At 57.5% G+C, this 26,165-nt stretch carries 29 protein-coding genes; 12 read left to right on the top strand and 17 right to left on the bottom strand.

What is annotated here, in order from left to right; translation table 11 throughout:
* Position 1: 1 nt before the first annotated feature.
* Genes AC6I8J_RS07490 through ghrA form a run of 3 tightly spaced genes read right to left on the bottom strand, consistent with a single transcriptional unit; the run spans position 2 to position 2,315 of the window.
* Complete coding sequence (locus tag AC6I8J_RS07490) at positions 2-568, bottom strand: TorD/DmsD family molecular chaperone (protein WP_497825207.1); 567 nt, start codon at positions 566-568, stop codon at positions 2-4.
* 28 nt (positions 569-596) lie between these two features.
* A complete protein-coding gene (locus AC6I8J_RS07485; protein WP_161736064.1) occupies positions 597-1,334 on the bottom strand; it encodes a phosphatase in 738 nt (245 codons plus the stop codon).
* Positions 1,335-1,373: 39 nt separating this feature from the next.
* Positions 1,374-2,315, bottom strand: a complete 942-nt coding sequence (gene ghrA, locus AC6I8J_RS07480) for a glyoxylate/hydroxypyruvate reductase GhrA (RefSeq protein ID WP_161736065.1) — start codon at positions 2,313-2,315, stop codon at positions 1,374-1,376.
* A gap of 209 nt (positions 2,316-2,524) precedes the next feature.
* Between ghrA and treA the strand changes: the two genes are divergently transcribed.
* Entirely contained in the window at positions 2,525-4,210 is a 1,686-nt protein-coding gene (treA, locus tag AC6I8J_RS07475; protein ID WP_497825206.1) for an alpha,alpha-trehalase TreA, read from the top strand.
* Positions 4,211-4,401: 191 nt separating this feature from the next.
* Complete coding sequence (locus AC6I8J_RS07470; RefSeq protein ID WP_480343618.1) at positions 4,402-6,501, top strand: TonB-dependent siderophore receptor; 2,100 nt, start codon at positions 4,402-4,404, stop codon at positions 6,499-6,501.
* A gap of 66 nt (positions 6,502-6,567) precedes the next feature.
* Here AC6I8J_RS07470 and AC6I8J_RS07465 read toward each other — a convergent pair whose 3' ends face one another.
* Positions 6,568-6,816, bottom strand: a complete 249-nt coding sequence (locus AC6I8J_RS07465; RefSeq protein ID WP_031375306.1) for a GlsB/YeaQ/YmgE family stress response membrane protein — start codon at positions 6,814-6,816, stop codon at positions 6,568-6,570.
* A 209-nt stretch (positions 6,817-7,025) separates the two neighbouring features.
* Between AC6I8J_RS07465 and AC6I8J_RS07460 the strand changes: the two genes are divergently transcribed.
* Together AC6I8J_RS07460 and AC6I8J_RS07455 are read left to right on the top strand one after the other, a co-directional pair.
* Positions 7,026-7,760, top strand: a complete 735-nt coding sequence (locus tag AC6I8J_RS07460) for a flagellar brake protein (RefSeq protein ID WP_161736068.1) — start codon at positions 7,026-7,028, stop codon at positions 7,758-7,760.
* 96 nt (positions 7,761-7,856) lie between these two features.
* Positions 7,857-8,987 (top strand): mechanosensitive ion channel family protein, encoded by a 1,131-nt coding sequence (locus AC6I8J_RS07455; protein WP_497825205.1) that lies wholly within the window; start codon positions 7,857-7,859, stop codon positions 8,985-8,987.
* 111 nt (positions 8,988-9,098) lie between these two features.
* Here the strand turns inward: AC6I8J_RS07455 and AC6I8J_RS07450 are convergent, their stop codons facing one another.
* From AC6I8J_RS07450 to AC6I8J_RS07415, 8 genes are all read right to left on the bottom strand, one after another.
* Positions 9,099-10,517 (bottom strand): L-fucose/L-arabinose isomerase family protein, encoded by a 1,419-nt coding sequence (locus AC6I8J_RS07450; protein WP_161736070.1) that lies wholly within the window; start codon positions 10,515-10,517, stop codon positions 9,099-9,101.
* Positions 10,518-10,537: 20 nt separating this feature from the next.
* Positions 10,538-12,025, bottom strand: coding sequence for an FGGY family carbohydrate kinase (locus AC6I8J_RS07445; protein WP_222924167.1), 1,488 nt, complete (start codon positions 12,023-12,025; stop codon positions 10,538-10,540).
* 2 nt (positions 12,026-12,027) lie between these two features.
* Positions 12,028-12,972, bottom strand: a complete 945-nt coding sequence (locus AC6I8J_RS07440) for a transketolase family protein (protein ID WP_161736072.1) — start codon at positions 12,970-12,972, stop codon at positions 12,028-12,030.
* Entirely contained in the window at positions 12,965-13,795 is an 831-nt protein-coding gene (locus tag AC6I8J_RS07435) for a transketolase (protein WP_033732315.1), read from the bottom strand. The genes AC6I8J_RS07440 and AC6I8J_RS07435 overlap by 8 nt, the downstream gene beginning before the upstream one ends.
* A gap of 182 nt (positions 13,796-13,977) precedes the next feature.
* Entirely contained in the window at positions 13,978-15,084 is a 1,107-nt protein-coding gene (locus AC6I8J_RS07430; RefSeq protein ID WP_161736073.1) for an ABC transporter permease, read from the bottom strand.
* A gap of 2 nt (positions 15,085-15,086) precedes the next feature.
* Positions 15,087-16,601 carry a sugar ABC transporter ATP-binding protein gene (locus AC6I8J_RS07425; protein WP_440829396.1) on the bottom strand — a complete coding sequence of 505 codons (1,515 nt, stop codon included), beginning with the start codon at positions 16,599-16,601 and terminating at the stop codon, positions 15,087-15,089.
* Positions 16,601-17,200 (bottom strand): DUF2291 family protein, encoded by a 600-nt coding sequence (locus AC6I8J_RS07420; RefSeq protein ID WP_497825204.1) that lies wholly within the window; start codon positions 17,198-17,200, stop codon positions 16,601-16,603. Before AC6I8J_RS07420 ends, AC6I8J_RS07425 begins: the two co-directional genes overlap by 1 nt.
* Before the next feature lie 2 nt (positions 17,201-17,202).
* Positions 17,203-18,144, bottom strand: a complete 942-nt coding sequence (locus AC6I8J_RS07415) for a D-ribose ABC transporter substrate-binding protein (RefSeq protein WP_013357546.1) — start codon at positions 18,142-18,144, stop codon at positions 17,203-17,205.
* Positions 18,145-18,327: 183 nt separating this feature from the next.
* Here AC6I8J_RS07415 and AC6I8J_RS07410 point away from each other — a divergent pair, with 183 nt between their 5' ends.
* On the top strand, positions 18,328-19,284 hold the full coding sequence (locus AC6I8J_RS07410) for a sugar-binding transcriptional regulator (protein ID WP_161736077.1): 957 nt from the start codon (positions 18,328-18,330) through the stop codon (positions 19,282-19,284).
* A 10-nt stretch (positions 19,285-19,294) separates the two neighbouring features.
* Here the strand turns inward: AC6I8J_RS07410 and emtA are convergent, their stop codons facing one another.
* Entirely contained in the window at positions 19,295-19,924 is a 630-nt protein-coding gene (emtA, locus tag AC6I8J_RS07405; protein WP_081093833.1) for a membrane-bound lytic murein transglycosylase EmtA, read from the bottom strand.
* 166 nt (positions 19,925-20,090) lie between these two features.
* Between emtA and ldcA the strand changes: the two genes are divergently transcribed.
* A complete protein-coding gene (gene ldcA, locus AC6I8J_RS07400) occupies positions 20,091-21,014 on the top strand; it encodes a muramoyltetrapeptide carboxypeptidase (protein WP_202605041.1) in 924 nt (307 codons plus the stop codon).
* Positions 21,015-21,036: 22 nt separating this feature from the next.
* A complete protein-coding gene (locus tag AC6I8J_RS07395) occupies positions 21,037-21,699 on the top strand; it encodes an MBL fold metallo-hydrolase (protein ID WP_033782762.1) in 663 nt (220 codons plus the stop codon).
* On the opposite strand, the gene AC6I8J_RS07390 is transcribed toward AC6I8J_RS07395, so the two are convergent.
* The 3 genes from AC6I8J_RS07390 to AC6I8J_RS07380 all read right to left on the bottom strand — a co-directional run bounded on the left by AC6I8J_RS07390 (position 21,700) and on the right by AC6I8J_RS07380 (position 22,878).
* Positions 21,700-22,113 (bottom strand): GNAT family N-acetyltransferase, encoded by a 414-nt coding sequence (locus AC6I8J_RS07390; RefSeq protein ID WP_061062233.1) that lies wholly within the window; start codon positions 22,111-22,113, stop codon positions 21,700-21,702. It lies immediately after the preceding gene.
* Between the two features lie 15 nt (positions 22,114-22,128).
* On the bottom strand, positions 22,129-22,512 hold the full coding sequence (locus AC6I8J_RS07385; protein ID WP_135909190.1) for a hypothetical protein: 384 nt from the start codon (positions 22,510-22,512) through the stop codon (positions 22,129-22,131).
* A gap of 186 nt (positions 22,513-22,698) precedes the next feature.
* The gene (locus AC6I8J_RS07380; RefSeq protein ID WP_013357539.1) at positions 22,699-22,878 is read right to left on the bottom strand and encodes a hypothetical protein; all 180 of its coding nucleotides are present in this window, start codon (positions 22,876-22,878) and stop codon (positions 22,699-22,701) included.
* Between the two features lie 214 nt (positions 22,879-23,092).
* On the opposite strand from AC6I8J_RS07380, the gene AC6I8J_RS07375 reads away from it, so the two are divergent.
* From AC6I8J_RS07375 to AC6I8J_RS07365, 3 genes are all read left to right on the top strand, one after another.
* Positions 23,093-23,422, top strand: a complete 330-nt coding sequence (locus AC6I8J_RS07375; RefSeq protein WP_161736080.1) for a hypothetical protein — start codon at positions 23,093-23,095, stop codon at positions 23,420-23,422.
* A 61-nt stretch (positions 23,423-23,483) separates the two neighbouring features.
* A complete protein-coding gene (locus AC6I8J_RS07370; protein ID WP_161736081.1) occupies positions 23,484-24,041 on the top strand; it encodes a hypothetical protein in 558 nt (185 codons plus the stop codon).
* A 23-nt stretch (positions 24,042-24,064) separates the two neighbouring features.
* Complete coding sequence (locus AC6I8J_RS07365) at positions 24,065-25,075, top strand: Ppx/GppA phosphatase family protein (RefSeq protein WP_497825203.1); 1,011 nt, start codon at positions 24,065-24,067, stop codon at positions 25,073-25,075.
* 20 nt (positions 25,076-25,095) lie between these two features.
* Here the strand turns inward: AC6I8J_RS07365 and AC6I8J_RS07360 are convergent, their stop codons facing one another.
* Positions 25,096-25,308 carry a DUF2767 family protein gene (locus tag AC6I8J_RS07360; protein ID WP_161736083.1) on the bottom strand — a complete coding sequence of 71 codons (213 nt, stop codon included), beginning with the start codon at positions 25,306-25,308 and terminating at the stop codon, positions 25,096-25,098.
* Positions 25,309-25,488: 180 nt separating this feature from the next.
* On the opposite strand from AC6I8J_RS07360, the gene AC6I8J_RS07355 reads away from it, so the two are divergent.
* Both AC6I8J_RS07355 and AC6I8J_RS07350 read left to right on the top strand, forming a co-directional pair.
* On the top strand, positions 25,489-25,737 hold the full coding sequence (locus AC6I8J_RS07355) for an ElaB/YgaM/YqjD family protein (protein ID WP_013357534.1): 249 nt from the start codon (positions 25,489-25,491) through the stop codon (positions 25,735-25,737).
* A 163-nt stretch (positions 25,738-25,900) separates the two neighbouring features.
* Positions 25,901-26,071, top strand: coding sequence for a hypothetical protein (locus AC6I8J_RS07350; RefSeq protein ID WP_013357533.1), 171 nt, complete (start codon positions 25,901-25,903; stop codon positions 26,069-26,071).
* The last annotated feature ends 94 nt before the right edge of the window (positions 26,072-26,165 follow it).

Raw genomic sequence — 26,165 nt, 5'->3', positions numbered from 1 at the left:
ATCAGGCGTCGGGCGTCTCTTCACTGCTCTCAAGCAGTTCGTTGTACATCGCCTGAATCGCCTCACGGCTCAGCATCGCGAGGGTGCGATAGAACGCGGTAGTCGCGTGTGCTTCCACTTTGCCCAGGAACGTTCCGCACCACGGCAGCAGGTACTCTTCAAACAGCGCCAGCTGCGCTGCGCTCTCATCTTCCGCTGACTGATCTTCCAGCCAGGACGCGGCCAGCAGCAGCACGCCAAAATGGTCAGCAGGCGCATCGCTCAGCGGCATGCCGCGTGAGGTTAAGAACGCACGTACTTCCGGTTCCGTTTTGCCTTCCGGCCACTGTGAGGCGTAAGGCGGCACATTACAGTCGCTGCCCACAAACAGCGCGTTGTAATCGGCGGCCAGCGCCTGCGGATCGCTGTTCTGTTGCAGACGGGTCAGCAGCTCATCCTGCTCCAGCGGCCACTGCGACTGCAGTTTGCCTTCACGCAGCAGTGTAAACAGCGGCACCAGCAGCGGGTCCTGCGGCTGACGATTAAACAGTGAGCCGATCACGCGGCACAGAATGGAAAACTCATTCATGAGTCAGATTTCCTTGAGGCAAAATAAATTAAAAGTCAGCCAGTTCAGCAATAGGTTTGCCGCTACGCATTTCCAGAAAGTCGAGCAGGCGACGCGGCGTGACATTTAACACCCGATCCTCAGGAAAATCCACTTCGCGGGCAATCCGCAGGCAGTGATCGAAATGGCCGAGCGTAAACGCGGTGTGGGAATCGGAGCCGAATGCCAGGCGTCCACCGGCATCGCGCACGGCGGCGGCGATAGCGCGGCAGTTAGGTTCGCTGCCCGGACGCGAATGGGTAAAGGAGGAGTTGTTCAGCTCCAGCGCCACGTCGTAGTGCGCTGCGGCCTCGGCAATCGCCGGAATATCGACCGGGAATTTCGGGTTGCCCGGATGGCTGATAATATGAACCAGTCCGCCCGCCATCGCGGCGATCATCGCGTCTGTGTGATGTTTCCGGTCGCGCGGCGCATAAACCGGCTCGTGAAAACCGGCGACGATTAAATCCAGCGCATCGAGCATCGGGCCGGAACAGTCGATTTCGCCCTGCTGATTTTTAATATTGGCTTCGATACCGCGCAGAATCCCCACGCCATCGATCACGCGCGGCCAGACGCGCATATTAATAAAGTGCCAGTAGTGCGGTGCGTCGGCCATATCGGGGCCGTGATCGGTAATGGCAAACAGTTTCAGGCCAGTTTGCTTCGCCTGGGTCACGTAGTCGTGCAGCGTGCTGTAAGCATGCGTGCTGGCGATGGTGTGCATATGCAGATCTACCGGATACATCCTCTTCTCCTGCTGAGTGCCCCTGACGGGGCCGGTTCATTAATAGCCGCGCTGACGATCAACCCTGCCCTGCGGCGGCTCGCCTGCCTGATCCTGGGTAATGGCGCGGGCGATGTAGTCGATAGCTTCGTCGATCAAGGTTACCGCCGCATTATGGGGCGTAATCGTCACACGCGGATGCGACCATAACGGATGCGCTTCGGGCAGCGGTTCAACCTGAAACACATCCAGCGCCGCCGCTTTCAGCTGCCCGCTATTGAGCGCGGCCAGCAGATCGTCTTCCACCACCTGCGCGCCACGTGCGATGTTGAGGAAGAACGCGCCGTGCGGTAGCTGCTGTAAAAAGGCGTGGTCAATAAGATTAATGGTCTCGTGCGTGCTCGGCAGCAGGTTGATCACCACCCGCGTCTCCTGCAGAAAGGCTGACAAGGCATCGCGTCCGGCAAAGCTGGTCACGCCGTCGATGGTTTTCGGTGAGCGGCTCCAGACGCGCAGCGGGAATCCCCAGGGTTTCAGGCTCTCCGCCACGCGCTGCCCCAGCACGCCCGCCCCCAGAATCCCGACGGTGAAACTTTCACGCGGGTAAGCAGGCAGCGGCTGCCAGCACTGTTGCTGCTGCTGAAGACGGTAGTCGTCAAAACGACGGAACCAGTTCAGTACGCTATGGACGGCATATTCCTGCATCTGGCGCGCCATCCCGGTATCTTCCAGCCGGTAGAGCGGCACGCTGTCGGGCAGCATCTCAGGGTGCTGCTGCAGCTGTTTCAGAATCTCATCAACGCCTGCACCCAGCGCAAAGACGCCGCGCAGTGTGGCGCGTCCCTGCAGCATCGCTGCGGGCGGTGAGCGGACCAGCGCATAATCAGCCGGGCCGTCGTCGCCCGGCTGCCAGGCACGCACCCGCGCCTGGGGCAGACGCTGTTGTAAACCGTTAATCCAGGCCGCTGCAGACTGCGACGGGTGATACCAGATGATCTCCATCCTGCTCTCCTTTTTTCTTTCAGCGTCAGGGAAAAGCGAGGTGAGAGCAAGAAAAAACCCGCGTGAAAAAGCGGTTTTTCCCATAAAAATAATTCCCGTGGCTTCACATTTCCGGCTCGCTTCAGGGTGAAGTGGGCAGATAAGGTCTAAAGTTGGTCCTGTGGTCAATGCGTTACGCGCGGCCGCATTTCGGACAAGGAGAAAAACCGATGACAAAAATTGAGGTAAACGCCGACTCACGGCGTCAGCGTTATGCGCCTTTTCTGCTCACGTTGCTGCTGAGCGTACCTGCTTTCACCGCCCATGCCGACGACAACAGCCGCATGCTGAATAATCAGCCGCAGCCGCCGGACGTGCGTTTAGGGCCGCTGTTTAATGCCGTGCAGCAGGCGAAGTTCTACCCCGATCAGAAGACCTTTGCCGATGCGGTGCCGAAATTTGATCCCGCGTCGATTCTTGCCGACTGGCAGATGCAGAAGAAACAGCGCAATTTCGATCTCAAACGTTTTGTTGACGCTAACTTTACGCTGCCCGCTGCGGGCGACAAATATGTGCCGCCCGCCGGCCAAAATCTGCGTGAGCACATTGATGGCCTGTGGTCAGTGTTGACCCGCACCACCAGCAGCGCTGGTCAGTATGACTCGCTGCTGCCGCTGCCTAAGCCCTATGTGGTGCCAGGCGGGCGTTTCCGCGAAGTCTATTACTGGGACAGTTACTTCACCATGCTGGGGCTGGCCGAGAGCGGACACTGGGATAAAGTGCAGGATATGACGGATAACTTCGCCTCACTCCTCGACCGTTATGGCCACATCCCCAACGGCAACCGCAGCTACTACCTGAGCCGTTCACAGCCACCGTTCTTCAGCCTGATGGTCGATCTGCTGGCGACGCACGATAACGGCAAAGCCTATACCCGTTATCTGCCACAGCTGCAGAAAGAGTACGACTACTGGATGGCCGACAGCAATAACGTCGCGGCGGGTGCAGCCAGCAAGCGGGTGATTAAGCTGGCAGACGGCACCCTGCTCAACCGCTACTGGGATGCACGCGACGTGCCACGCACCGAATCCTGGATGGATGACATTGCCACCGCGCAGAAAGCGCCGCAGAGGAATAAAGCCGAACTCTACCGTGAGCTGCGTTCCGGTGCGGCGTCGGGCTGGGATTTCAGTTCGCGCTGGTTTACCGATGCGCATAACCTGTCGACAATCCGTACCACGCAACTGGCTCCGGTTGACCTCAACAGCCTGCTGTTCCATCTGGAGCAGACCCTGTCGAAAGGCTATCAGATGAACAAGCAGAGCGATCTGGCGAAGCAGTACGCCGATCGCGCAGAGAAGCGCCAGGCAGCGATCAACCGCTATCTGTGGGACAGCAAACAGAACTGGTATGCCGACTATGACTGGCAGAAAAAGCAGGTTCATCCGCAGCTGACGGCTGCCGCGCTGTTCCCGCTCTATCTGCAGGTCGCCAGCGATAAGCAGGCTGAAAGCACTGCCAGCGCGGTTGAAAAGCAGCTGCTGAAGCCCGGCGGTCTGGTGACTACCACCGTGAACAACGGCCAGCAGTGGGATGCCCCGAATGGCTGGGCCCCGCTGCAGTGGGTTGCCGTGGAAGGCCTGGAGCATTACAACCAGCCAAAACTGGCGAAAGAGGTAGGCTTACGCTTCCTGCAAAACGTCCAGATGACCTATGACCGTGAGCATAAGCTGGTGGAGAAATATGTCGTTGATGGCAAAAATCTCGGCGGTGGCGGTGGCGGTGAGTATCCGCTGCAGGACGGCTTCGGCTGGACCAACGGCGTCACGCTGAAACTGCTCGATAAGTACTGCCCGAAAGATAAAACCTGTAACAGCGCCCACGATATTCCTCAGGCGTCTGCCTCGCAAAACTGATCCACTCTGGATACCTCTGGCCTCGCCGGAGGTATCCGCACGCCTTTTCAGCGAATTTTACTTGACCTTCTTACATCAACAGGCAAAATTGCAGCCAATTTACAAAAGGTAATAATTCTCATTATGATAATGAGATTGCCTATTAACAACTTTACTCACCTGCCTTAATCTTTGCTATGAAAGGAACTCCGATGAAACTGTCACTGTCGCTGAGAGGGTATATTCGCCTCTGCACCCTGGCGCTGACCGCGCCTGCTCTGAGTTTCGCTGCCGATATGGTGGTGACTGCACAACCGCAGGAAGATTCGACCTCGCCGACCCAGGGCTATCTGGCCACCACCAGCCAGGGCGCAACCAAAAGCGACCGTCCGCTGATCACCACGCCGCAGTCGATATCCGTGGTCACCCGCCAGCAGATGCAGGATCAGGGCGCGCTGACCCTGAACCAGGCACTGGGCTATAGCTCCGGCGTCTTCACCAACTTTGGGGGTGCCGCGACCCGTTACGACACCATTGCGCTGCGCGGCTTCCACGGCGGCGATGTCGATAACACCTTCCTCGACGGCATGCGGCTGATGAGCGACGGCGGCAGTTTCAACGTATTGCAGGTGGATAACGCCTTCCTTGAGCGCATCGACGTGATCAAAGGCCCCTCTTCTGCCCTTTATGGTCAGACGGTGCCGGGCGGGCTGGTTAATATGGTGACCAAACGTCCGCAGTTCAGCGAAGAGGGGCATATCCAGCTGCAGGCGGGCAGTAATGCCACCACCGGCACGATGTTTGACTACACCAATGCGATCAACGACCAGTGGGCGTTTCGCCTGACCGGCGTGACCCGCAACAGCGATACGCAGTACGATCACACCCGCGAAGAGAAATATGCGCTGATGCCGCAGCTGATGTGGCAGCCGGATGAAGATACCCATCTGATCCTGAAAGCCTATCTTCAGAAAGATCCGTCAGGGGGTTACCACGGTTCCGTACCAGGCGACGGCAGCCTCACCGAACACAACGGCTACAAGCTGAGCAATGGCTTTTATGAGGGTAACAGCGACCTCGATCAGTTCAAGCGCCGCGAGCAGATCTACAGCTTCGACTTCGCCCATCGCTTTAACGACGTCTGGTCATTCTCCTCAACTGGCAGCTACAGCCACTCAAATGTCGATCTCGATCAGGTCTATCAGATTGGCTGGGACGAAAATAATCCCGATCTGCTGAACCGCTACTACTCTGGCGAGCGCTCGTCGCTCTCCGCCTGGTCCACCGATAACCGTTTACAGGCAGAGTTTGACACGGGCGAACTGGAGCACCGCGTTACGGTAGGAGCCGAGTATCATCGTTATAAAAATGAGATCAGCGAGGCTTCCGGTGCGGCCAACCAGCTTAATGCGCTGACCGGCGAGCAGGTGGGTGAAATGCCTGCTCAGAGCTGGGCTGAAAACACCCGCCGTTATTACCAGACCGGCCTCTATCTGCAGGATGAGATGAAGCTGGACCGCTGGCATCTGGATCTTTCCGGCCGTTACGATCGCATCGTCGCCGAAAACAGCGGCAGCGATCGCCGTCAGGATGATCATATCAGCGGACGCGCGGCACTACTCTATGCCTTCGACAACGGTATCTCGCCTTACGTGAGCTGGAGCCAGGCGATTACCCCGACCGCGCTCACCGATCCCAACAATAACCTGCTCAAGCCGACCACCGCTGAGCAGTATGAAGCCGGGGTGAAATATCAGCCAAATGGCACCCGCGATCTCTATAGCGTGGCGGTCTATGACCTGACGCAGAAAGATGTGGCGAACCGCAACGTTCAGGACGGAACCTTTACCCCCTCAGGCAAAGTTCACTCACAGGGTATCGAGCTGGAAGCGCGTAACCAGCTCACCCCACGTCTGAGCACCGTGGCGAGCTATACGCTGAATCATCTGCGCTTCAAAGATTCGGTGGATGGCAACAGTGGGCATACCCCGTATGTCACCCCCAACAGCATGGCGGCGCTCTGGGGTCACTATCAGTTTGATTACGGTCTGAGTGCGGGTGCAGGCGTGCGTTACATCGGCAAACAGTGGGCAGACAATGCAAACACCACACGTGTGCCGTCAGTGACGCTGTTTGATGCGTCGGTGCGGGCCGATCTTGGCGTCTGGAACAGCAGCCTGAAAGGGGCATGGGTTCAGGTCAATGCTAACAACCTGACCGATCGTACCTATGTAGCCGGTTGTTACGGTACGGGCTACTGCTACTGGGGCGCAGAACGCAGCGTGATGGCGACCATCGGTTACGACTTCTGATTAAAAGTAAGAGATAAAAAAAGGGGACGAATCGCTTCGTCCCCTTTTTCGTTTAAACCGTTACGGTCAACTGCGTACTTTGCGGTAGATAAACAGCACCACGATGGCACCGATAACAGCGACCACAAAGCTTCCGAAGTTAAACCCATCGACGCGGCCGAAGCCAAACAGCGTACTGATCCAGCCACCCACTACAGCACCGATAATACCCAGAACAATAGTCAGAATGAAACCGCCACCGTCTTTACCCGGCATAATCCACTTAGCCAGAATACCCGCGATTAAGCCAAAGACGATCCAGGAAATAATACCCATCTGTTGCTCCTTCCTTTTTATGATTAAAGCGTGAACGCCTGATTTATCAAGCGGTTTACCGCGATAAGTATAGCCAGCTTTTTGAAAAACGCCTCACGGGTCACACTATTTTTTAAGAATTCAGCGACTAAAGCTTTTTTTTGCCGCGCCGATAACCGGGATGAGGCAAAAAAACAGCATAAATACAGTAACCCCTTGCGGAGCAGGACGTGAAAGAAGCCGACCAGGAACAATATTTAAAACGTGGCACGCTGGCGGTTCTGGGCGTAATGAAAGATCTGCTGCGCCTGCAGACGCCACTACTGGTGCGCTTCGCGCGCGGGCAGTTTATCAGCCGGATGCTGGCTGCCGATGAAGATCGTCTGCTGTTTGACCTGGGCAGTAATAATCTGGATAACGAGTACGCCCTGACCAGCGACGATCTCAGCATTACTGCTGAAACCTATGGCGCGAAGGTAGAGTTCAGCCTCGCCTCACTGGAGAGGGTGGAGTTTGAAGGATTGCCTGCCTTCAGCGCACCGTTACCGGAGCTGCTGTGGCAGATTCAGCGTCGTGAGTTTTTCCGCGTCTGCGCCCCGCTGGAACCGCAGTTCTGGTGTCATACCGTGTGGCCGGATGGCAGTAAAACACGCCTGCGGTTACAGGATCTGTCACTGGGCGGAATCGGCGTGCTGGTGGATGAACCGCTGCCGGAGGGGTTGCAGAACGGTGACAGCTTCAATCCGTTCCGGGTCGAGCTGGGGGAGTATGGTCATTTTGACGTGCCGGTAAAGCTGCTGAGCATTGGCGAGCGCAGCGTGGTGACCCGCAAGAACGAAACCCGCATCACACCGCGACTGAGCTTTCGTTTTGCCACGCTGAACCCGACGCAGGAGCGGCAGCTTCAGCAGATTATTTTTGCCCTTGAGCGCCTGGCTCGCGATAAATCAAACCGCTTCCAGTAACCGCTTTATGGATGCGCCACGCAGGTGGGCCGCATCCAGGCTATGCTTCTTGCTTGTTTTCTTTTAAACCGGAACCCAGCAAGGAGACCCTCCCCAATGGAAAACTGGCTCGCTTCACGTCGTTTTCAATCCCTCTTTTTTAATCAGGAACTCTGGCTCAACAGCGCCATCGTAGTAGTTTCCACGCTGGTGATTTACTGGGTATTACGTACCCTGATTCGCTTTATCTCCAACCGGATTGCACTTTACAGCGAACATCGTCATGTCCGCGCGACCGCGATTCTGGTGGAGATACTGCGCAGCACCAGCCAGACCCTGCTGCTGATCTTTTCACTGCTGATTGCCCTGAAGTTTGTGGATCTGCCCGCGTCCTGGAGCGTCACCATCGCACACGGCTGGTTCCTGGCGCTGATCGTTCAGCTCGCGCTGTGGATCGACTGCGGCATCCGGCTCTGGCTGAAAAGCCTGCTGCGTGACCCGCTGCACGTACGCAACCCGGTCACTACGGTGATCCTCGGGATTTTGCTGCGGGTGGTGGTCTGGATCATGATGTTCCTGGCCATTCTGTCGAACATGGGCATCAATATTACCGCACTGGTCGCCAGCCTTGGAGTGGGTGGTATCGCGATTGCGCTGGCGATTCAGACGGTACTGAGCGATGTGTTTGCGTCGCTGGCGATTGGCTTCGATAAGCCGTTCGAGCACGGCGATTTTATTGTCTTTGGTGATATTGCCGGTTCCATTGAGCACATTGGCCTGAAAACGACCCGGCTGCGCAGCCTGAGTGGTGAGCAGATCGTCTGCTCAAATACCATTCTGTTGCAGCAGACGATCCACAACTATAAGCGTATGCAGCAGCGCCGCATCGTGTTTAAGTTTGGTATCAGCTACGCCACGCCGTCAGAGCAGGTCCGGGAGATCAGCCCGCTGGTGAAAGAGATTATCCAGGGCGTTGAGACCACCCGTTTTGACCGCGCCCACTTCCTGGCCTTTGAAGATTCAAAACTGACCTTTGAAGTGGTCTATTTTGTGCTGGATGCGGATTACAATAAGTACATGGATATTCAGCAGGAGATTAACCTGCAGCTGATGGCGGCACTGGAAGAGCGTAACATCCGTTTCGCCTTACCGATTCGTCAGGTTGAGTTCAGCGGGGGTAATCTGCCGCCGGTGGATCTGGTTGCGATACAGAATGACGATGACGAGATGCGCAGAGTGGCGCGCTAAATCAGTGCCCGCCTTTCTTTTCAGGCGTGGCGGGCATACAAGCCGGTGCGGGCGGAATCGTGACCGCATCGGCTGCTTCACCCCTTGCATTCAGCCGTTCCGCCTTACCGCTTACTGATGCCGGTAGCAGCTCACGCCGAGATACTCACTGAACGCTTCCTGCAGCACGCCAGCCGTGGCCGAGTGGTTCATCGCCACGTGATGCTCAAAGCCATTGCGGCAGATCCACGCCAGCAGCGTCTCCAGCTGCGGCACCTGAATGACCGCGCGACAGCCGACCGTGTCCAGCGGATCGGTGACAGATATTCCTTCACCCACATAGGCTTTGATTTCGCCGCTGAAGTCATCGGTCGAGAGGCGAAAATAGGTGAGATCGCCCTGCTTCATCCGGCCATGCACCGCGCCGCAGGTGTTCTCTTTGCCCACGGTGGTGCCAATAATATCCGCCGTGCCCATGGTCGGTGACTCCAGGCTGGCGCTGGCAAAATTCCCGCAATGAAACAGCACACACTTGTCCCGCTCGTCGCCAAAGTTGTTGTTCCAGTCCGCCAGTGAAGCAGGACTCAACGAACAACTGGCGAGCGCATACATCGACAGCGCACCCATCACGTCCACTTCACAGGCGCTGGGCATCAGTTGACCCGACATCACGCTCATAATTGAGCAGACGTTGATGCCCAGGTTTTCCTGCAGCGACGTCCAGCACTGAATGGCAGTCGTATCGATATCGTTGTCGCTGATCCACTCGCTGATCACCACAAACAGTTTGGCCATGGTCACCAGTTTGTCACCCGGAATCCCGCGCGCATCGGCGTTGGCTTCCAGGATTTCGCGCTTCTCTGCCACGCGGATATCGTCATCACGCAGCCGGTTAGTGCGGGTAAAAATTTCTGATAGATCCAGGGTTTCTACCGCGATGCCCATCTTCTCCAGCAGCTTTTCGCTGTAGCGCACGGTGTTGAATCCGGCGGGCCGCGCACCAATCGCGCCGACACGAACCCGCCGCATCGCATTCACCACCCGACAGAGCTGGCTGAAACGCTGTAAATCCTGCTGAAAAACTTCGCCGCTCAGGGCGCAGACATGCTGACGGGTCAGGGTAAACGGGATGCCGTACTGCCGCAGGTTGTTGCAGAGCGAGATTTTACCGCAGAAGCTGTCACGTCGGGTCGCCAGCCCCATTTTATCCAGGTTGTCCTCTTCTGCCTGCACCAGCACTGGCACATTCAGCCCGGCCAGACGCAGCGCTTCGGCAATGGCCTTTTCGTCACCAAAGTTAGGCAGCAGCACCACAATGCCGTGAATCGCTTCGCGATGCTGGCGAAACAGCGCAGCGCAGGTTTTGGCCTCCTGCCGCGTCTCGACGCCGCCCAGATTGGTCTGGGTTTCATCCAGCATCACCGTATTAATGTTCATCTTTTCAAACAGCGCAACCGCCTGCTGGCGCGCCTCGCCCACCAGATAGCTGGGAAAAAATCCCCGGTTGCCAATAATGACGCCGAAGGTTAACTGCTGAGGAAGTGTTGACATGGCTCTGCTCCGGTTAAGGATTAATGTGGCTGATAACGACAGCGTGCAACGGCGTCGATCCAGCCTTTATAGTTTTCCTGCATACGCTGCGCGAGCTCTTCACGCGGCATGATGACACTGCCACCCTGCAGTGCCTGCATATCACTGCCCTGCTGCCACCATCCCAGTACTTTGCCCGCCAGCAGCGCCGCGCCCAGCGCGGAAACCTCGGCGGTCGGCACACGCTGCAGCGGCCGCTGTAACACATCCGCCTGTAACTGCATCAGCCAGCTGTTTTCGGTGGCGCTGCCATCCACACAGAGAGCCGGGAGCTGCTGGCCGCTGGCCTGCTCCATCGCAAAAAAGACGTCGGCGATTTGCCAGACGATTGACTCCAGCGCGACCCGTGCCAGTACATCGGGCGTGGCGGCGTCCGTCAGTCCACATACCATGCCGCGCGCCTGCAGATCCCACCAGGGCGCGCCCAGACCGGAGAGCGCCGGGACAAAATAGATGCTCTGATTGTCGTCGCAGCGCTGCGCCATGGCGGTCAGCGCACGCGGATCCTGCACGCCGAGCAGTTTGCCCAGCCAGGCGGCACCGGAACCGGTATGGGTGATATTGCCTTCAAAGGCATAACGCAGCGTGCCGTCGTGCCAGGCCACGGTGGTGCTGAGGCCATTTTCCGTCAGCAGCGGCGTCGCCATCGACATCATCAGTGAAGAGCCGGTGCCGTAGGTGGCTTTCACCACTTCTGACTCGCCGCGCCGCTGCGCCTGCAGTGCAGCATGGGAGTCACCGATGCGCGCCAGAATTGGCGTGCCGGGCGCTAAGCCGGGAATGTTACGCACCGCGACAACGCCCTGTTCGCTGGCGGAGGAGGTAATACGTGGCAGTGCGGCGCGCGGTAGCTGAAACAGCGTCAGCAGCTCGTCGTCCCAGTCATTGAGATGCAGGCTGTAAAGTTGAGTGCGGGCTGCGTTGGCGTGATCGGTAACGAATATCTCGCCTGCGCTGAGCTGCCAGCTGAGCCAGCTGTCGACAGTGCCGATGCAAAGCTCACCGGCTGCGGCCCGCGCTGCGCCATCGGGAATGGCGGCCAGCATCCCGGTCAGCTTGGCGGCAGGAAACATCGGATCAACGGCGAGCCCGGTTAAGCCGGTGATACGTGGCGCTTTGCCCGCCTGATGCAGATCGCGACAGAATGATTCAGAGCGGCGATCCTGCCAGCTCACCAGTGGCGTCAGGGGCTGACCATCACACCGCTGCCAGATCAGCACCGACTCGCGCTGATTGCTGATCGCCACGGCCGCAACAGGCGCGCCATCACAGGCTGACAGACACTGGATGATTGCCTGCTTTACCGCCTGCCAGATTGCCATAGGGTCCTGCTCCGCCAGTCCGGGCTGCGGATGTTGCAGGGTTAAACTCTGGCTGCCGCGCGCCACTACGCGGCCACTGCGATCAACCGTAATCGCCTTGGCGTTGGTGGTGCCTTCGTCAATCGCCAGAATCAGGGGTCCCACCATTTTTATGCTCCTGCGCAGATGCGTGCTGCACTGTTAACTATGCTGCTGGCATCAATGCCATGACGGGCGCGGGTCGAGGCGCGATCGCCGGCAATCGCGTATTCGCCATCCGGAATGCCGAGCCGTAACAGCGGGATGCCGCAGCCGCCCTCCGCCAGCACCTCGGCCACCAGGCTGCCGACACCACCATTGACGTTGTGCTCTTCTACGGTAATCACCGCTGGGTAGTGATTTAACAGGTTGCGCAGCTGTTGGGTATCACAGGGACGAATCGATGGAACCGCGATCACACCGGCTGAAATGCCCTGTTCAGCCAGTTGCTCAGCGGCGTGAACCACCTCGTGAACCGTTGAGCCCATTGCCACCAGCGCGATGTCGCTGCCTTCCCGTAACAGGTCGATCGCGCCCGGCCTGAACCGGTAGTTTTCGTCATGCAGCTGCGGCAGATCTTTGCCATCCAGACGGATATAAACCGGGCCGACATGCTCAAGGGCGTAGTCGATGATCTGGCGGCACTCCAGCGGGCAGGAAGGTGCATAGATCTCGATGTTGCCGAAACCGCGCATCACCGCGATATCATCAATGCTGTGGTGGGTGCTGGCTAACGGGCCATAGCTGGCCCCGGCATTCAGCCCGAACAGTTTGACGTTGGTGTTGTTGTAACAGACGTCAACTTTCACCTGCTCATTGGCGCGTGATACCAGAAACGGCGCGGCGTTACAGGTCACCGCAACTTTGCCACCCAGCGCCAGCCCCGCCGCTGTGCCCACCAGCGTCTGCTCGGCGATGCCGACGTTGATCAGCCTGTCGGGAAACGCCTTAATAAAGGGGGAGATTTTGGCGGTTGAGGTGGAGTCAGCCACCACCGGCACCAGATCCACGCCGCGATTCACCGCGTCGATGAAAGCCGTCACCATGACGCTTGCTAAATGTTGTGCATTACTCATCTTTCAGTTCCTCCAGTGCCAGTGCGATCTCTTCGCCTTTCGGCACCCGGTGATGCCATTCGGCTTTGCTCTGAATAAAGGAGATACCAAAGCCCTTTTCGGTATGCGCGACAATGACCTGCGGCTTGCCGTTCTTCGGCAGGTTTTCGATGGTGTCGACGACCGCCGCCATCTCATTGCCGTTGCATTCGGTAACCTCCAGCCCGAAGGCACGCCATTTTTCCGGCAGCGGATCGGTGTTCATGATGTCGCGGGTCGCGCCCGCCAGTTGCAGCTTGTTCTTGTCATTAATGATGATCAGGTTGTCGAGGCCGTAATGTGCCGCGACCAGTGCCGCCTCCCAGTTGCTGCCTTCGGCCAGTTCCCCGTCGCCGGTCACCACAAAGATGCGGCGCGAGCTGTTATCTTTTTTCGCTGCGATAGCGATGCCCACCGCCACCGGCAGGCCGTGACCCAGCGCGCCGGTGTTTAGCTCAACGCCAGGCGTTTTCTGCCGCACCGGATGGCCGGGCAGATGTGAGTCGGCATGCTGATAGGTTGCCAGCCAGTCGGTAGGAAAGTAGCCCGCCTCCGCCAGCACGCAGTAATAGCCGCCCACCGCGTGTCCTTTAGACTGGATGTAGATGTCACGCTGATCGTCGTCCGTGCGATCCGGGGCGCAGTTCAGGATGCGGAAGTAGAGCGCGGTGAGGATCTCCACCTGTGACAGATCGGCACCGGTATGACCGCCTGCCGGGCTACCCGCATTTAGCTGGATGATGCGACGACGGATAGCACGCGCCCGACGCTCAAGGTCTTCGACCGGAAGATTGAAAGGATTCATACACTACCTCTGAATTTTAAATCGTTTATGAATATATATTCACGTCGGTTAAAAAAATTTCTGCCAAAAATACGTGCCTTACACTGGCACGCCCTTCTGTCTGCCACTCTGCGCGTCTGACCGGGCAGGCCATCCCCGTGAGCAGAAACATGCAGCAGTCCGGCCTGCCCGACTCAGCGCGATCAGGGTTTTGCCGGTGTGCCCTCCTCGATTAATGCTTTCTGTGCCACCACCGCCGCCTTCTGCTGCATCCGGCTCTGAGTCTGATCGATAATGACCGCAATGATGATGACAATACCCTTAATGACCATCTGCCAGAATTCGCTGACGCCCATCATGATCAGGCCATCCGCCAGAAAGCCGATGACAAACGCCCCAATCAGCGTGCCGACAATGGTGCCGCGTCCGCCCGCCAGCGACGTGCCGCCCAGCACCACGGCGGCAATCGCGTTCATCTCAAACGCGGTGCCGTTCGCCGGATGGCTGGCGACCAGTTGCGATGAGACCACGATGCCGGCAATGGCTGCGCAGAAGCCCGACAGGGTGTAGACCAGAATTTTCACCTGCCGGGTTTTCACACCCGACAGTTCAGCAGCACGCTCGTTGTCGCCGATGGCATAGACCTGACGGCCAAACGGCAGACGACGGGCGATATAGCCGATGACCAGCGCCAGCAGCACCATCATCCAGATGGCATACGGCAGCCCGAGTAACGTCCCCGCACCAATCCGATCGAAGCCGGTATTGCCCAGTAGCGGATTACCCTGTAAACCGGGAAAGGTCTCGCCGCCGGAGGTGAGCATGGCCGCGCCGCGCAGGATATACATGGTGCCGAGAGTGCAGATAAAGGGGGCCACGTTGTAGCGGGTAATGATCCAGCCATTGCCCGCGCCAATCAGCGCGCCGATAAACAGCACCACCGGCACAATCACCCAGACGCTGGGAAAGATAGCGATGCCAAACATCGGCAGCACAATCCCTTTAGTGATCAGCCAGCCGGCGATCATGCCGCACAGCCCTAAGGTGGCCCCAATCGACAGGTCGATCCCCGCAGTGATAATGACAAAGGTGATGCCCAGCGCCAGAAAGGCGTTGATGGCGATATGCTTCACCATGATCACCAGGCTGCCGGTGGCGAGAAAGTCCGGCACGGTGATGGCGAAGAAGCCGACAATCAGAATCAGCGCAATAAAGGTGCGCAGTTTCAGAAGCAGCAGCAGAATACTTTCGCGTGAACTGAATGCCTTAGCCGGAAGCGTGTTCAGCGCGACGCTGTTATTGCTTTTCATGCTCAGAACCCCTGCGCACTTGCTTTCACCAGCGCTGCCTCTTCCGCCTGGTCGCGGGGAAGATCAGCCGTAAGTTTGCCGCCCGACATCACCAGGATGCGATCGGCTACCGCCATAATCTCTTTCAGATCTGAGGTGGAGAACAGCACGGCGATACCCTGCTGCGACAGCGCCACCATGGTGCGAAACACCTCGGCTTTGGCCCCGACGTCAATGCCGCGGCTCGGCTCATCCAGCAGCAGCAGGCGCGGATTGGTCAGCAGCGCACGGCCAATCACCACTTTCTGCTGGTTGCCGCCGCTGAGTGCGCTGATGGCGACGTCCGGCGAAGAGATTTTGATCGCCAGGTTGCCCACCGTCTGGTTCACCGCCTGCAGCTCCGCCTGATGCGCTATGGCAAAACGGCGCGACAGCCGCCGCCACAGGCTGGCGATGGTGAGATTACTGGCGACCGACGAGACCGGGAAAATCCCGGCGCGTTTGCGATCTTCCGGCACCAGACTCATGCCCATGCGGATGCGATCGGCGGTCGGCAGACGGGTTGGCAGCGGTTTACTGTCGAGCCACAGCTTGCCGAGATAGTGACGCTGGCTGCCGAGCAGACACTCAAACAGTTCGGTGCGACCCGCGCCCATCAGTCCGTAGATCCCGACAATTTCGCCGGCACGCACCTGAAAACTGACATCATCGACCAGCGTATTGCCGTTGGGGCTGACGCAGGTAATATGCTGTGCTTCCAGCACCGGCGCGCCAAACTCACGCTCATCCGGCAAAAAGGTCGTGACCGGCTCACTGCCCAGCATCTCGCGCACGATCCATGGCACATCAATGGTGCTGACCGGTGCTTCCGCCTGGAAACGTCCGTCGCGCAGAATGGTAATCACGTCACCAATTGCCATCAGCTCCTCCAGCCGGTGGGAGATATAGATAAGGGTCACGCCCTGCTGCGTCAGGTCGCGGATCACCCGGAACAGGATCTCCACTTCGGTTTTGCTCAGCGCAGAGGTCGGCTCGTCGAGGATCAGAATGTCTGCATCTTCTGCCAGCGCTTTGGCGATCTCCACCAGTTGCTGCTGACCCACTTTGAGATTGCCGACCCGCTCAGTGGGCGAAATCGGCTGGTCGAGTCGTGCCATCAGTGCGGCGGTGCGGCGTGCCTGCTCCGCCTCATTGATGGGTAACAGGCCGCGCTGGATCTCCCGGCCCAGAAAGAGGTTCTCCGCCACCGTGAGGTTTTCAAACAGATTCAGCTCCTGATGCACCATGCCGATACCGTGCCGGGCGGCGTCACGGGTGCTGCTCAGCGTCAGCGGCTCGCCATTCAGGAACAGCGAACCGGCGGTGGGCTGCTGTACCCCGGCCAGAATCTTCATCAGGGTCGATTTTCCCGCCCCGTTTTCACCGATGATGACGTTAACTTTGCCGCGCCAGACCCGGTAGTCGACGCGATCCAGCGCCAGCGTGCCGGGAAACAGCATCGATATCTGTTCGGCCCGCAGTATGATCTCATCGTTCATCAGGGCGTCCCCCGCTTCAGCTCAACCGCCACCACCTCTTCAACGCTGTTGTGACCGATGCTCACCGCCAGCAGCGCCTGCACCGGCTGGTTGACCCAGCTGGCATCCAGCGGCGGCAGCTGCTTCACCGCATGACGGTTCAGCGCCCTGGTCAGCTGGGCGTACTGCACCTGATTCGTAAACTCCTCGAAACGGAACCCGGCGGCGTCGCGAATAGCGTTGCTGCGCAGCACCGGCCCGACGCTGACTGCCACCGGTTTACCGTTGATCGTCAGCGTCAGCGTGCGTTCACGCGGATTACTCTCATCCAGGGCGCTGGCCGTCCCGCTGGCCCGTACGAAGACGCTTTTACGCCCGTCGGGTTTAACCGTCTGACTTTTCGCCTCCATGTCGGCCCAGCTCAGCGCGTGGCTGTTCGCGGTGGTCATGACCCGCGGCTGCCAGGTCTCTTCCGCAATCTGCTGTGGCGTCTGGGTGGTATAGCTGGGCTTCGCGTGCGGATCTTTCGGCAGAATCGGGTTACCGTCCGCATCCAGATCCACCACGGTGCAGGCGCTGAGCAGCGCCATACCGGTCAATACCGCCAGTATCCGTTTCATGGTTATTTCGCCAGGTTGAAGTTTTTCAGCTTAGCGGCGTTGCTGTCGTCAATCAGCACACAGTCCATCAGCTGCTTCTCCTGTTTCTGCGCTTTGCCGTTCTTCAGGTAGTAGTCCGCCTGCGTGACCGCCATCTGCGCCTGATCCCAGCCCGGCTGCAGTACCGTCGCTTTGATGTTGCCTTTATTGAGGATCGAATCGCGGGTGTAATCGCTGCCGTCAAAGCCCACCACGATGACTGAGGTTTTCCCGGCGGCTTTCAGCGCGGCTTCCGCGCCCAGCGCCATGGTGTCGTTACCGGAGATCACACCCACGATGTTGGGGTGCTTCTGCAGCAGGGTTTCCATGCGGCTGAAGGCTTCGGTCTGGCTCCAGTTAGCGCTCTGCTGCGCCACCATTTTCAGGTCGGTGTAGTCATCCAGTACGTCGTGATAGCCCTGCGACCGCACGCCCGCGTTGGTGTCAGACTCCTTGCCCAGCAGTTCAACGTACTCGCCTTTGCCGCCCAGCAACTTTGCAAATTTCTCTGCACCCAGCTGCGCACCCTGATAGTTATTGGAGACGATCTGCGCCACGGCGATACCGGTTTTGTTGATCTCACGGTCAATCAGAAAGGTCGGGATACCGGCATCTTTGGCTTTCTGCACCGGCCCGACGGTGGCGTCCGCGCCGGCGTTATCCAGAATGATCGCTTTCGCTTTGCGCGCAATCGCGGTCTCAATCAGCTGGTTTTGCTTGTTAACGTCATCGTCGTGCGACGCTACCAGCGTGGCATAACCCAGCTCTTTGGCTTTAGCTAACGCGCCTTCTGCCTCGGCTTTAAAAAACGGGTTGTCATGGGATGGGGTAATAATCGCCAGCAGGCCTTGCTCTGCCGCCAGCGCCGTTGCAGAAAAAGCGAACATCGAAGCCAGCAGGGTCAGTTTAATCAGAGGACGCGTCATTATTTCTCTCCGCTTGAATATATATTCACACGCGATTTTATATGCATAATGACTATGCGCCTGCGCTGACGCGCCGTCCAATGCGCGATCGTTAAAAAGCGAAAACGATCACAAATTAGCCTGCGTTGTGATTTTGATCATCCTGGTTAACAATACCGGGCAGATTCAGAGAGGGAAAAACCGATGGCAAAACAGGATGAACAGCGACTGATGGTGAAGATTGCCACGCTTTACTATGTCGAAGGGCTGAAGCAGTCAGAGATCGCGCAGTCGCTGACCCTATCGCAATCATTTGTCTCACGCATTCTTAATCGCAGCGTGAAAGAGGGGGTGGTCAAGATCAGCGTGGTGCCACCGGCCAACGTCTATCCGGAACTGGAAAAGGCGATTGAGCAGACCTACAACCTGCCGCAGGCGATTGTGGTGGATGTGCCGGATCAGGCCTCGCCGCTGCAGATTAAACAGGCGATTGGTTCGGCGGCTGCTCACTATCTGGAGACCCGGCTGCGCAACGATGAGCTGATTGGTATTTCGTCGTGGAGCGGCACTATCCGGGCGATGGTGGATGCACTGCATCCGCTCAACAGCGCCTGTAAGGGCGTGATCCAGCTGCTGGGCGGCGTCGGAGCCAACGGCAACGTGCAGGCCACCATTCTGACCCAGAATCTGGCGGCGCTGCTGAACTGCCCTGCCTGGCTACTGCCGTCGCAGTCGATTGAGCATTCGGTCAGCGATCGCCAGCGGCTGTCGGCCAATGCCGAGGTTGCCGAAGTGCTGAGTAAATTTGAGCAGGTCGATCTGGCGATTGTCGGCATCGGCGATCTGGAGCCGTCAGCGCTGCTGCGCAATTCTGGCAACTACTACGATGGCAAAATGCTGCAGACGCTGGCGGCACGCGGTGCGGTCGGTGATATCTGCCTGCACTATTTTGACGCCTGTGGCCAGCCGGTATTGAAAGCTGAAGAAGATCCGGTGATCGGAATGGAACTGGCGCAGGTGAAACAGTGCGCGCAGGTCGTCGGACTGGCTGGCGGACGGGAGAAAGCGCAGGCGATTCGCGGTGCGCTATTGGGCGGTTATATCAAGGTGCTGATTATTGACTATCCCACGGCCCGGCTGCTGCTCACGCCGCAGGCGTAGTCAAAACCGGTCAGATGGTGCGGTAAGCGGTGGTGACTTTCCAGAGATAGCGCGGTGCCTGCGCCGCCGGATGCCTGTTCTGCACATGCTGATAGAACTCATCCGGTGACATGGCGTTGATCATCGCAATGGCCCGATCGCGGTCGCGGGAAAATGTTCGCAGCAGCGCACCGGCACCGTTGGCATAAGAGACGATGGTGGCGTAGCGCAGGGTCAGCGGATCGCGGATGCCCGACAGCGCAGAGTCCTGCAGGATGCGGATATAGGCGGTGCCGATATCAATATTTTTGGCCGGATCGCGCAACTCGGCATTCGACGGCTGACCCCGGCGGCCCAGCGTGCGATAGACTTCACGTCCCGCGGTCGACGCTTTAATCTGCATCAGCCCGACCGCATTGGAACGGCTCACTACGCCCGGATTTCCACCCGATTCGACACTGATAATGGCGCTGATCAACTTCTCATCAACGCCATAATGACTGGCGGCATCTTCGGTAAACATGGCCCAGGTTCCATTGACGCTGGAAGGCGGTGCCTGCGTTAACGGCGTGTTGCGCTGCTTAACGGCATGGTGCGGTGGCTCGCTGGCACAGCCAGTCAGGAGTAACGCCGAGAGTATAAGGTGTCGGATTTTCAGCAATTTTTCGTCTCATCGCGATTGTGGCGAATGCTATCATACCCAGGCAGCCTGAGAGCAAAATTACCGTTTATCCTAAATACACGATTATGCGGCGCGCACCGTGACTTCAGCGGGCTTTTTCGCCATCATCGCCGTCAGTCATGTGCGCTAACAGCAGGAAAGTATGATGATTTCACGTTCAGTTCGTCTTATCTCCCCCTCCGGTTACTGTCATAATCAGCCTGCGGCACTGCAGGGCATTGCACGACTGCGCGCGGCGGGCCATCAGGTGGAGAACGAGCAGGTGATCACCCGCCGTTTTCAGCGCTTCGCCGGAACGGACGCAGAGCGCCTTGAGGATATCAACCAGCTTGCCAGCCTCACTACGCTGCCCGACGTGGTGCTGGCGGTGCGCGGCGGTTATGGGGCCAGCCGGTTACTGGCCTCCATCGACTACGTCGCCCTGCAACGCCGTCTGCTGAATCAGCCGCTGGCGCTGTGCGGCCACAGCGACTTTACCGCGATTCAGCTGGCTCTGCTGGCGCAGGTCGGCCTGATTACCTTCAGTGCACCGATGCTGGCCGGTAACTTCGGTGCCGCGACCTTATCTGAATTTACCCTGCACCACTTCTGGCAGGCACTGACATCACCTACAGTAGAGGTGAAATGGCAGAGCGAAACGCCAGATCAGGGTGACTGGCAGGGTACGCTGTGGGGCGGAAATCTGGCGATGATCTGCTCTCTGATCGGCACGCCGTGGATGCCGCAGATTGAGAACGGCATTCTGGTGATAGAAGATGTCAATGAGCATCCGTTCCGCATTGAACGCATGCTGATTCAGCTGGAGCAGAGCGGCATTCTGGCGCGACAGCGGGCAATCGTCACCGGCAGCTTCACCAGCACAACCCTGTCGGACTATGACAATGGGTTTGATTTCAGTACCGTCTGGCAGCGCGTGCGTGATACTACCGATCTGCCGGTGATCTGTGGATTAGATTTTGGACATGCCGCTGACACCGTCACACTGCCGCTGGGCGCCAGCGCACGATTAGCGGTCAGCCAGGGCAACGCCCATTTGCAGGCGACCGGGCATCCCGTCCTGCGGGAATAGAGAGCGTTTCAGGAGATCGACATTGAAGCCGTTGTATGACGATTTGTGGATCTCAACCCCGGAATTCCCGGTGGAAGATGCCGTTAATGACCTGATGATGCATGGCTTTATGCTGCGTCACCCGCGCGGCAATCTGCTGATTGGCCGCGTAGAAAATCCGCTCGATCATGAAGTGATTGCCGATACCGGCGGCGTGATCCGTCACTATCTGACCCACTGGCACGAATCCGCGCCCGGTGCGGCAGTGATCCAGCAGCGGTTTAGCAGCGCGCTTTACTGCCACAGCCGCTCATTAGGCCCTATCAGTCGTTTTGCGGAGCCGGATGACACCTTTTCGCAGCCGGAGACACATTTCGGCGATTTCCATCTGCTGCCAACGCCCGGACACACGCCGGGTAGTTGCAGCTTTCTCTATACCTCGCCGCTGGGGCTAACCTATCTGTTTGTCGGCGATACCGTGACCCGCTCTCATGACAACTGGATCACGGTGCTGGTGCCGGACAGTAATCCGGCTGAGCTGAGTCAGACGCTGGAATTTTATCGCTCGCTACGTCCCGACGTGGTACTGATGAGTACCACGCGCGGCCATCTTTCCTGGAAAAAAGTGACGCTGCAAAGCTGGCTGGCTGCCATTGATGAAGCTGAACAGCATCCCCTGGATCTGCGGGAAAATCCGCTGTTCTGATTACAGTTCTTTGGTCAGATAGTGCCGCTGATGATGATCCATGTAGTTCGCCAGTGTAAGCCGCAGGGTATAGCCGAGTTTTTCGTAAAACGGCCGCGCCTGAAAACTGGCGGTATCTACCTGTGCATAGCGGCAGCCGCGATCCCGCGCCTCCTGCTCGGCAGCCTGAATCAGCCTGCTGCCTGCCCCCTGCCCGCGTAGCGCCTCACTCACCCAGAGCATATCAATCCGCAGCCAGTTACCGGTCGTTGAGCCGGTCAGTCCGGCCAGCTTTTTACCCTGCTCATCACGGATAAACACGCCAATTGACCTGATCGTATTCACATCAATAAATTTGCTGTTGAAGGCATTGAGAGCCAGCCTGACCTCATCCAGATCCTGCGCAGTAACGTTGTCGGTAATCTCAGGTTGCATAGTGGCTCCAGGGGGTTAACTGTCGGAACGCTGACGATCGTCATAACGCTCCAGGGTCAGCGCATCCACATCGCGTTTTTCGCTGCGGCTGCAGGGCAGCAGTTTATCGCTGTCGCGGTAAACAAAGAAGGTTGCCTGGCTGCGCTGGTTCACAATCAGCTGATCGCCATTGCGAAAGCGGGTAATCGCCACCTGATCGCCCGCTTCTAAGCGGGTTCGCTGCTGACCGGCGGCAATCTGGAAATGATTTTCCGGCCACATAAGGGTGGTTAAACCATATTCGGCACGTGAAACTGTCATGGTCGGCCGACCGGGACAGTTAAGCTGAAATTCGGTTTCACTCCAGGCGGGTGCGATATGACAGGCCAGCAGGCCCAGGGCAATTAACGCTGCCTTCATGCTGTGTCTCCACTGATTTCATTGAGAATTTTCTTAGCTTAACATAGAAAAACCAGAGGAGAGGCGTGAGGGGAGCGTGACTAAGACCATTAAAAGGTGGAATCGGTGTGCGAAAAAACCTGAAAGTTGAGAAAAGATAAAGTAATCCGGCCAGCCTGACAGCGTACCCGCCTGGCCGGATTGTGACTATTCGGCAGCGACCTCGGCGGCCACTAACATCAGCGCCAGCCCGGCATTTTCGCTATCATAAGCCTGCATGGCTGCACGAATATTCGCTGAGCAGGCGAGCACCTGTTGCTTCTTATCGGCTTCCAGCTCGTCAATCGCGTGGCGAATAATCATTAGACTTGCTTCTTCTTCTTTCATCATTTATCCCTGGATTTGCCTAAGTGGTGCGCAAAGGAGCCAAGAATACCGTTTATTGATAAGCAAAGTCACCCCTTTACATTCCTGTTGCTTAACGATTAAACAAATCACAAACAGGAAGCGTAGCGGAAACTGCTATAATTACGTGATTGGTGGTGCAACAGGATAGACTCTGCGCCACGACACTCCCAGGGATTGAAGCAGGTAGAAAATCATGATGCGACTCAGCATTTTTATCCTCATCGCGTTGGTGACTGGATGTTCATCTGGCCCGAAAGGGGTGGAATGTCCGGGTGAGGTCTCGACAATTTATGGTCAGTCGATGGGACAGACACAGGGCGTGATTTTTGACCTGGTTAACAGCTTTACCGTGACACGAGACAATGTCAGCGTTAACAGTGGCCCGCTGCAGTCGCTGGATCGGTTTAAATATGTCCCCTCCGCCGTGACGCGTGAAGGTTACTTTGCGCAGCGCCTGTCAGATAAGCAGTTCCGCCTGATTAATCCTTATCAGGACACCCAAATCACCTGGACCTGTCCATAAGGGATGAATCCTGCTGCCAGATGGTTTATTGTCAGGAAACGTCAAGCAGCAGGGTTCCCCGATGGAAAAGCGTCTGGATAACAACGGTTATATCGACTTCCCCTTCCCCGCTACGCGCAATGCGGATGGCTCGGTTAATCCCTGTGGCTTTGATCTGACGCTGGAAACCGGTCGCCTTGAAGAGATCGTCGTACTGAATCGCTCAGCGAATCTGCGGCGACTGGTCGAGGAGGTTAATCTGCAGGAGGGGCTGTTTATGACCCTGGCCTGTGACTGGCAGCAGCAGGAAGATGCGGTCTGTGGTTTTATCGATGTGGCTTTTCGTCCCGACCTGCCGCAGCACGGTCACCAGGAAGCCCTGCAGCTGGAGGCGAGCTTTCACCATTACCTGACCGGACAGGAGCAGCAACATCAACTGCCCGCCGGGACACTGGTCAACTATGCCCGTTCGGTACTCGACTGGAGCTGGTCGCCGCTGCATCAGCGTCAGCGCGATTACGAAAAAATTACCATCCAGTTCTATTGTCCGCAGGCCGATGACGCCGAATGGTGTTTTGACCATCTGCGTCATTTCCTGGTGAGCGTCTATCCGACCTGCATCGCCGGCCGTTCGCTCTGATCCCCACTTCTCCCGGAGTCGCTATGCGTTCTGCTGCGCTGTCTGTTTTTACGCTGTTCTGCTCGCTGTTTTTTGCCGCGTCGGCCCAGGCCGATCGCTGCCAGCAAATCCGCGCCGGTCTGGATATCGGTTCCGGTACCACCAAAATTGCGGTGGCGCGCGTCAATGTCTGCCAGCAGCGTATCGAAAAAGTGCTGTATCAGGATCAGCGCGCCGTGGCCTGGAACGACGCATTAGCCCATTCAGCGGATAACCAGCTGAGTCCGGCAGTCACCCACGAAGGTGCCGCCGCACTGCAGCAGCTGGTCGCGCACGCACAGCGCTTTCATCCACAGCGAATCAGCGGCGTGGCGACGGCAGTGTTTCGCAATGCCAGCAACGGTCAGGCCGTAATTGAACAGTTGCAGCGCCAGAGTGGTGCGCAAATCAGCATTATTTCGCAGCAGCAGGAAGCGATGCTTGGCTTTCTCTCTGCCAAAGCCGCGCTTAACGATCCGGCAGTACGGGATGAGCAGTTGCTGGTCTGGGATATTGGCGGTGGGTCAATGCAGATGACGGCATGGCGACAGCAGGCGGGCAAGCCGGTAGCGGATATTTACCAGGGCAGACTGGCCTCAGTGACGCTGAAAAACTTTATCCTGACGGTGCTGAAGAACAGCCCGGAGGCTAAATCGCCCAACCCGATTGGTTCCTGGCGGCAGTCGGTGCTGCGCTTTGTGCAGTTTTACGCGACTAACGAAGTCAGCCCCCAGATCAAACAGGATGTGGCCGGTCGTCGGGTGATTGGGATCGGAGGCGTACACGGTTTTTCGATTCGCAATCAGTTACCGGGTAAACCCAACCACTATATGCTGGCGACCCTGAGCCAGCTCTCGCAGCAGCAGGTCTGGAAAGGCGACAGCGAATTGCAGGGTGACTACCGCGCCACTGACGTGAGTAACCTATTACTGGTGGAAGGGTATATGCAGGCGCTGAAAATGGATGAGGTGGAGATTGTTGAGGCCAGCCTGATTCAGGGCGTGCTGCTGCAATAGCGCAACGCTTCCACACTTCGCTACACGTCAGATTTAACCAGCCGGATAGCGTGATCCAGCATCCGCTGCTCATCCCGTTCACTGTGGGCGCGCTGCTGGCGGATACGCTTAAGCAGGTCGTAGATTTCGCCACGCCGGGTGTCATGACCGCGCTCCATCAGCACAATGACTGCATCGCCAATAACGCGGCAGACTTCATCATAGTCATCATCATTCAGTGCATCACGTTTCATCGTTTCTCCTCCGGCTGTGACTTTCTTCTCAAAAGGCTAGACAGGAAATGGCGGGCCCGCAAATGCAGCGCCATTAACAGCCGGAAATGATTTTTTAGGCCCTTATCGGGCGCTGGCGGAGCAGAACTCACTATCTTTGCTACGCTTTGAGAGTCTTACTCAAAACCAAGGAGCATTTAAATGTCAGGAAAAATCGAAGATAAAGTAAAAGAAGCGGCTGGCGCAGTTCAGGAACAATGGGGTGCAGCAACCGGTTCATCTGAGCATCAGGCTAAAGGCGCAGCGCGTCGTTACACCAATCAGGCAAGCTATGCTGCACGTGATGCTGCTGAGACCATTCGCGATCAGGTTCAGTCCAATCCTGCTGCCGGTCTGGCCATTGCTGCAGGCGTTGGCGTATTTATCGGCTTCCTGCTGGGTCGCAAGTAATACCGCCACACGTCCACAGAACGGGAGCCACTGGCTTCCGTTTTTTTTGGCTTTAGCTGACCGCATGCTGAAAAAGATCTGAAGGGTAAGCCTTCACAGGCCAGCGCACGGTGAGACTTTAGTCTTAATTACGTTCTCTTTCTGACAACATCAAGGTGACCTTATGAAAACGATACCTGCTTTGCTGCTGGTGGCAGCGACCTTAACCTCTCTGGCGGGCTGCTCACATAAAAGCGACGCGATTAAAGAAGATGGCCGTCCCCATGCGCCAAGTGGCCAGTCATCACCGGGCGGCACCCTGGGTTCAGGCCCGGTGGGTCAGCCTCAGTCGTAATACCCTGCCCCGGCACGCGTGCCGGGGTTTGTTTCTCTTTTTTTATATTGAATAGCGCCCGTAAAATAAACCCTCTGATAGTTAACCTGCTAGT

The organism is Pantoea sp. X-Soil-ISGK-355 (genome assembly GCF_059730805.1).
This window is presented reverse-complemented; position numbering and strand designations above follow the sequence as displayed.

What these genes read in the sequence shown, in the direction of transcription:
- AC6I8J_RS07490 (WP_497825207.1), bottom strand. Translation starts at nt 568, where the DNA reads ATGAATGAGTTTTCCATTCTGTGCCGCGTGATCGGCTCACTGTTTAAT.
- AC6I8J_RS07485 (WP_161736064.1), bottom strand. Translation starts at nt 1,334, where the DNA reads ATGTATCCGGTAGATCTGCATATGCACACCATCGCCAGCACGCATGCT.
- ghrA (WP_161736065.1), bottom strand. Translation starts at nt 2,315, where the DNA reads ATGGAGATCATCTGGTATCACCCGTCGCAGTCTGCAGCGGCCTGGATT.
- treA (WP_497825206.1), top strand. Translation starts at nt 2,525, where the DNA reads ATGACAAAAATTGAGGTAAACGCCGACTCACGGCGTCAGCGTTATGCG.
- AC6I8J_RS07470 (WP_480343618.1), top strand. Translation starts at nt 4,402, where the DNA reads ATGAAACTGTCACTGTCGCTGAGAGGGTATATTCGCCTCTGCACCCTG.
- AC6I8J_RS07465 (WP_031375306.1), bottom strand. Translation starts at nt 6,816, where the DNA reads ATGGGTATTATTTCCTGGATCGTCTTTGGCTTAATCGCGGGTATTCTG.
- AC6I8J_RS07455 (WP_497825205.1), top strand. Translation starts at nt 7,857, where the DNA reads ATGGAAAACTGGCTCGCTTCACGTCGTTTTCAATCCCTCTTTTTTAAT.
- AC6I8J_RS07450 (WP_161736070.1), bottom strand. Translation starts at nt 10,517, where the DNA reads ATGTCAACACTTCCTCAGCAGTTAACCTTCGGCGTCATTATTGGCAAC.
- AC6I8J_RS07445 (WP_222924167.1), bottom strand. Translation starts at nt 12,025, where the DNA reads ATGGTGGGACCCCTGATTCTGGCGATTGACGAAGGCACCACCAACGCC.
- AC6I8J_RS07440 (WP_161736072.1), bottom strand. Translation starts at nt 12,972, where the DNA reads ATGAGTAATGCACAACATTTAGCAAGCGTCATGGTGACGGCTTTCATC.
- AC6I8J_RS07435 (WP_033732315.1), bottom strand. Translation starts at nt 13,795, where the DNA reads ATGAATCCTTTCAATCTTCCGGTCGAAGACCTTGAGCGTCGGGCGCGT.
- AC6I8J_RS07430 (WP_161736073.1), bottom strand. Translation starts at nt 15,084, where the DNA reads ATGAAAAGCAATAACAGCGTCGCGCTGAACACGCTTCCGGCTAAGGCA.
- AC6I8J_RS07425 (WP_440829396.1), bottom strand. Translation starts at nt 16,601, where the DNA reads ATGAACGATGAGATCATACTGCGGGCCGAACAGATATCGATGCTGTTT.
- AC6I8J_RS07420 (WP_497825204.1), bottom strand. Translation starts at nt 17,200, where the DNA reads ATGAAACGGATACTGGCGGTATTGACCGGTATGGCGCTGCTCAGCGCC.
- AC6I8J_RS07415 (WP_013357546.1), bottom strand. Translation starts at nt 18,144, where the DNA reads ATGACGCGTCCTCTGATTAAACTGACCCTGCTGGCTTCGATGTTCGCT.
- AC6I8J_RS07410 (WP_161736077.1), top strand. Translation starts at nt 18,328, where the DNA reads ATGGCAAAACAGGATGAACAGCGACTGATGGTGAAGATTGCCACGCTT.
- ldcA (WP_202605041.1), top strand. Translation starts at nt 20,091, where the DNA reads ATGATTTCACGTTCAGTTCGTCTTATCTCCCCCTCCGGTTACTGTCAT.
- AC6I8J_RS07390 (WP_061062233.1), bottom strand. Translation starts at nt 22,113, where the DNA reads ATGCAACCTGAGATTACCGACAACGTTACTGCGCAGGATCTGGATGAG.
- AC6I8J_RS07385 (WP_135909190.1), bottom strand. Translation starts at nt 22,512, where the DNA reads ATGAAGGCAGCGTTAATTGCCCTGGGCCTGCTGGCCTGTCATATCGCA.
- AC6I8J_RS07380 (WP_013357539.1), bottom strand. Translation starts at nt 22,878, where the DNA reads ATGAAAGAAGAAGAAGCAAGTCTAATGATTATTCGCCACGCGATTGAC.
- AC6I8J_RS07375 (WP_161736080.1), top strand. Translation starts at nt 23,093, where the DNA reads ATGATGCGACTCAGCATTTTTATCCTCATCGCGTTGGTGACTGGATGT.
- AC6I8J_RS07370 (WP_161736081.1), top strand. Translation starts at nt 23,484, where the DNA reads ATGGAAAAGCGTCTGGATAACAACGGTTATATCGACTTCCCCTTCCCC.
- AC6I8J_RS07365 (WP_497825203.1), top strand. Translation starts at nt 24,065, where the DNA reads ATGCGTTCTGCTGCGCTGTCTGTTTTTACGCTGTTCTGCTCGCTGTTT.
- AC6I8J_RS07360 (WP_161736083.1), bottom strand. Translation starts at nt 25,308, where the DNA reads ATGAAACGTGATGCACTGAATGATGATGACTATGATGAAGTCTGCCGC.
- AC6I8J_RS07355 (WP_013357534.1), top strand. Translation starts at nt 25,489, where the DNA reads ATGTCAGGAAAAATCGAAGATAAAGTAAAAGAAGCGGCTGGCGCAGTT.
- AC6I8J_RS07350 (WP_013357533.1), top strand. Translation starts at nt 25,901, where the DNA reads ATGAAAACGATACCTGCTTTGCTGCTGGTGGCAGCGACCTTAACCTCT.